Raw genomic sequence first — 4,109 nt, 5'->3', positions numbered from 1 at the left:
TGATGAACTCGCCACGCTGCAACTCGGCCCAAAACACCTGCACGTTCTCCGTGATCATGTGATTAGCGAACCGCATGGTCAACACCTCCACTCAGTCAGGTGTTGCGATCACCGCGAGAACCCAAGGTTCCGCTTACGGAACGCCGTAATGTGAGACGCGTAGGTGATCCTGCTGGCTAGTCATCGTCGAGGTCGAGCGGTGCGCGGTTGCGCAAGGCCATGACCACGTCGCGGAGTAGGCGTGCTGCGCCATATCCGATGATCAGGCCGATGATGATCGCGACGGCGGGGTCCAGCCAGAAGGTGCCATGCGTGAGGTAGATGGCCGCGCCGGTCGCGGCGACCGCGGCGGAGGTGAGGGCATCGGCGACGGTGTCCAAGAGGACCGAACGCATGTGCAGGTCTTCGCTGCCGGCGTCGGCCCCGAGGATCAGGGCGCCGGCGACCATCACCACCGTCGCGATCACGCTCACGACGAGTACGGGCAGACCGTGGACGGTTGGGCTACCGGCGGCGAGGCGGCGAATGGCCTCGGCGATCACCACGCCCGTAACGATTAGCAGGGCGGAGGCGTTGATCGCGGCAACGATCGTGGTCGCGCGGGACTGTTCACCGACCCGGTCCCTGATCACCGAGGCGATGATGCCCAGGCCGATCGCAGCGGAGTCTGCGACGTAATCGCCGCCGGCAGCCAGGACACCGAGGGATCGCGCCTGCAGCCCCACGATCACTAAACCGGCGATCATCGCGATATTGAGGCTCAGCAGCAGGGTCAGACGCCTGCGTTGCGACACGTACTCGTCCCTCCCGGTGAACCGCCGAAAGAACATCATCGCGTACCCGCAGCCAGGCATCGCTGCCCCCACCCCTGCGGCCCTCTGCTATCTGGTCGTCCTCACTCATCTCCGGTCAGCCCTCAACCACCGCCCGCAAACCGATGATCCCCGATCGGGACGAAGCGATCATGCTCCGCGAACCTGCTGAGATCGCTGATCGTGACCGGTAGACGTTCGGCTATCGGACAGCGCGACCGGCCGGCTTTCCTGGTACTGAGCGTCCTGTTTCGAGCGGTCTTCGACCATGTCCAGCAGCCGCGCCGGGCCGGTGCCCTCGCGCACTGGTGTCAGGTCGATGATCACAGACGTATTTGTCGTCGCGGCGGGTGTGGCGCCAGGCGTGCTCGTCGACCCCGATCACCCGCACCCCGTCGAGGCGGGTTGGGTCGTCGATCAGCAACTGCATTTCGGCGTCACGATCCACCCCGCGCCGGCTACCGCGGTGGATACGGGCTTAGTGGCGGTATATCTCGAGCAGTTGGCTGCCGAGTTCGCTTCGGCTCACCCGCATGGTGCGTCCATGCCGGTGCCGTTCCACTAGGCCTGCACTGTGGAGACGGTCGCAGTGGTGGGTCATTCGGGCGGCGTGGACGCCCGTAGCGGTGGCCAGCTCGGTCATAGTTGTAGGTGTGTCGAGGTAGGCGAGGGCCGCGGCGCGGGTTGCGCCGAGTAGGGCCTCGAGCGCCGCCTCGAGGGGGCTCGGAAGTTGCGCTGGGGTGTTCCACAGGGTCCCAAGCCCGGGAAGCGGGTATCCCAGCCAGACGTGGTCGGCTTGGCTGAAGTCGGTCATGAGCATTCGATCGCCGGTGACCATGGGTACCAAGATCAGCTCGCGTCCCGCCAGCTCGTAATTGCCGCCAATGGGGTGACTGAACGTCAGTGCGCCGTTGCGCAGGGTGACGCGAGAGTTCAGCGTCGAGAGCAGGGCGGTTGTCATTTGGCGGACGGTGGCGACCCCGACCCGTTCGATCTCGCGGTCGAACAGGGGCCGAGCTTGAGTGAACAACGGTCGGCTTAACGCCGCTACCGCGTCCATGGCCACGCTGGCGTCGGCCATCCACTGCTTCGGACGATCGATCGCAGGTCGCCATACGCTCGTTGCGTGGTCTCCAAATTCTTGTAATAGATTGGCCTGGACATCAGCGGGGTCCGCGGTGCGCAGTGTGTCGAGTGCGGAGTCGGTGTCGAGTCCTGCGAGAAGGTCTGCGGGGAGTAAGCAGTCCGGCACCCAGCCCGCAGTTTGCGCTGCACCGAGGGGTGCTATCGCGCGGTGGCCCGCGTGTGTCACGGTCCGGCCGATGCGCTCGCGCCAGGTCGCCGGCAGGCCTCGGGTGACGCCGGCGACGCTGTCGGTGAGCATGGAGAATAAGGACGGGTAGGTCGCCGTGGACACGGACACACGAATCCTGTTGATGTCGCCGAGGCCGAGGGTTACGACTCCCGGTGACTGCCAGGCCATTACTTCTGCCGCGGTGTCGATCACAGGAATCTCCCAACCGATGGTCCTGGGCCACGATGCTACGGCCGACGTCTGCCTTGGTGCCGGGCCGGCGCATAGGGCGCCGGCCCGGGCCGCAAGGGGTCACAAGCCGATGTAAGCCGGGCAGGTGTTGTTCATAGGGGCGTAGCCGACGTAGAGACGACCGTAGGCGCTGATGTCGACGGTTGTCCCGGTGTTGGCACCGGAGTGCCAGAGCCGGAACCCGCGAGAATCGATGACGGTGAGGTCCCCGCCGAGGGTGTAGATCGCCCGATCGCCCCGCCCCTGAGTGTTGGTGCTGAAGCAGACTGTCGTGCCGTACCAGGCGCGGTAGTACAGCACCAAGTTTCCGTCACCCTGCATGATCAATTGCCAGGTGGCGGCACCGTTGACCCTGATGATCGCCTGGTTCTTGGTCATGTTGTCGCCGCGGGCGAGGTAGGTCGAGCTGGTGGGAGTGGCCTGTGCCGGCGCCGGCGCTACGAGCCCCAACCCAGCTGTGCCGGCTACTACCAGCGCGGCGGCCCACCGCGCCAGCGTGGAGTAATGCCGCGCACGCGGACGCCCGGACGGCGGATGGGCTGGCGTGATGTCCATCGTCACGTCAGCAGGCCTTGTACAGTGAGTAGCCGATGTAAAACTGCCCGCTGTTGTTCAGGCTTATGTTGTATGCAGACGACTCGAACGGCTGGTGGACATGATCGGTCCAGTGCTGCCAGGTGGTTGTGAGGATTCCGCGCCCGGGGGTGGCGACTGCCACCCCGGTTTCGGTGTCCAAGCCGTAGTTGTCGACGTATACGTAGGCGTGGTCACCAGCACGGTGCCGGCCCGACTCCTCCCACGACGACGCCCAGCACGCGGTGTTGTTCGAGTACAGCACGAAGTTCCCGTCAGCCTGCATGGCAAGTGTGTACCGGCCGTTAGAGCTACGCAGACAGTCATTTTGGCCGAGGGCGCCACCGCCGCCGATGCTCGTCCCGCGATTCTGGCAGGCCGGCGTCGCCCCTGCCGAACCAGCCAGCGTGACGAGCCCCATGGCGAGGGCGACGGCCATGACCAGCCCAACCGCCAGCAGACGCCACATACGTTTCACCATTCAGTCCTCCAGAGATGTCAGCGGCCATGTTGCCGCCATCAAGGTGTAGCGCCGCTGTGGCTTGAGCGAAAATGCTTACCGAAAATGAGGACTGTTGCGTATCGAAGGGTCCCAATCGCCAAGCGACGGTCGCCCAGTGAAGGCCCCGGCGGCGGAGGGCGGCCATCGGCATAGCCATCCTGGTGTCGATGACCTAGGGGGGCTGAGTAGTAGTGGTACAGGATCGTGCGCTAAGGGTGTGACGCTCATCCGGGATCGGGTGAGGTGGGGTCTCTCAACGAGCGGAGTGCTTCGGTGAGTCCTGGAGTGCTGAATTGATATCGGCCGAGCAGGTTGATGTGTTCATGTCCGAGCGGCGAGAGGCGCTTGATGTCGTCGTCGGCAACTTGGGCTCCTTGCCTACGTAGTTCGTTGATTGCGGCGTCTTGATACCGCGTGTTCCAGAGCACGATCGCCCATCGAGACGATTGGGAGGAGGACGTCTCGGTAGCGGTGGGCTGGGTTATGGGACGAGCACTGCATTGCCTTGACTTGCGCCCGTGCCTTCGAGTCGGTTGCAACGGCTGGGCTGCGGGAGGTGTCTAATAGCAGGCAGATGTTCCACTTCGGTGCGTCTGTCGCCGAAGGAGCTTGGTTATGACTTTCATCAGTTCGCGGATCGTCGTCTCGACGACCCTGACCGCTGCCGTCGTCGTGA

The 4,109-nt window shown here is 64.4% G+C and carries 4 protein-coding genes and 2 pseudogenes; all 6 read right to left on the bottom strand.

Annotated elements, in window-relative coordinates; all coding sequences use genetic code 11:
- Nucleotides 1-176: 176 nt before the first annotated feature.
- Complete coding sequence (locus RM423_RS24160) at nucleotides 177-854, bottom strand: cation diffusion facilitator family transporter (RefSeq protein ID WP_311425592.1); 678 nt, start codon at nucleotides 852-854, stop codon at nucleotides 177-179.
- Nucleotides 855-1,058: 204 nt separating this feature from the next.
- Nucleotides 1,059-1,239: pseudogene (locus RM423_RS24155) on the bottom strand (ISL3 family transposase); the annotation flags it as partial.
- Nucleotides 1,240-1,290: 51 nt separating this feature from the next.
- A complete protein-coding gene (locus tag RM423_RS24150) occupies nucleotides 1,291-2,319 on the bottom strand; it encodes an ArsR/SmtB family transcription factor (RefSeq protein ID WP_311425591.1) in 1,029 nt (342 codons plus the stop codon).
- 99 nt (nucleotides 2,320-2,418) lie between these two features.
- On the bottom strand, nucleotides 2,419-2,919 hold the full coding sequence (locus tag RM423_RS24145) for a hypothetical protein (RefSeq protein WP_311425590.1): 501 nt from the start codon (nucleotides 2,917-2,919) through the stop codon (nucleotides 2,419-2,421).
- Between the two features lies 1 nt (nucleotide 2,920).
- Nucleotides 2,921-3,400 carry a hypothetical protein gene (locus RM423_RS24140; RefSeq protein WP_311425589.1) on the bottom strand — a complete coding sequence of 160 codons (480 nt, stop codon included), beginning with the start codon at nucleotides 3,398-3,400 and terminating at the stop codon, nucleotides 2,921-2,923.
- A gap of 257 nt (nucleotides 3,401-3,657) precedes the next feature.
- A pseudogene (locus RM423_RS24135) lies at nucleotides 3,658-3,864 on the bottom strand (Tn3 family transposase); the annotation flags it as partial.
- Nucleotides 3,865-4,109: the final 245 nt, after the last annotated feature.

Origin of the sequence: Jatrophihabitans lederbergiae (assembly GCF_031845305.1) — a bacterium.
Taxonomy (GTDB): domain Bacteria; phylum Actinomycetota; class Actinomycetes; order Mycobacteriales; family Jatrophihabitantaceae; genus Jatrophihabitans_A; species Jatrophihabitans_A lederbergiae.
The sequence above is the reverse complement of the archived record's forward strand: the minus strand, read 5'-3'. Positions and strand labels throughout refer to the sequence as shown.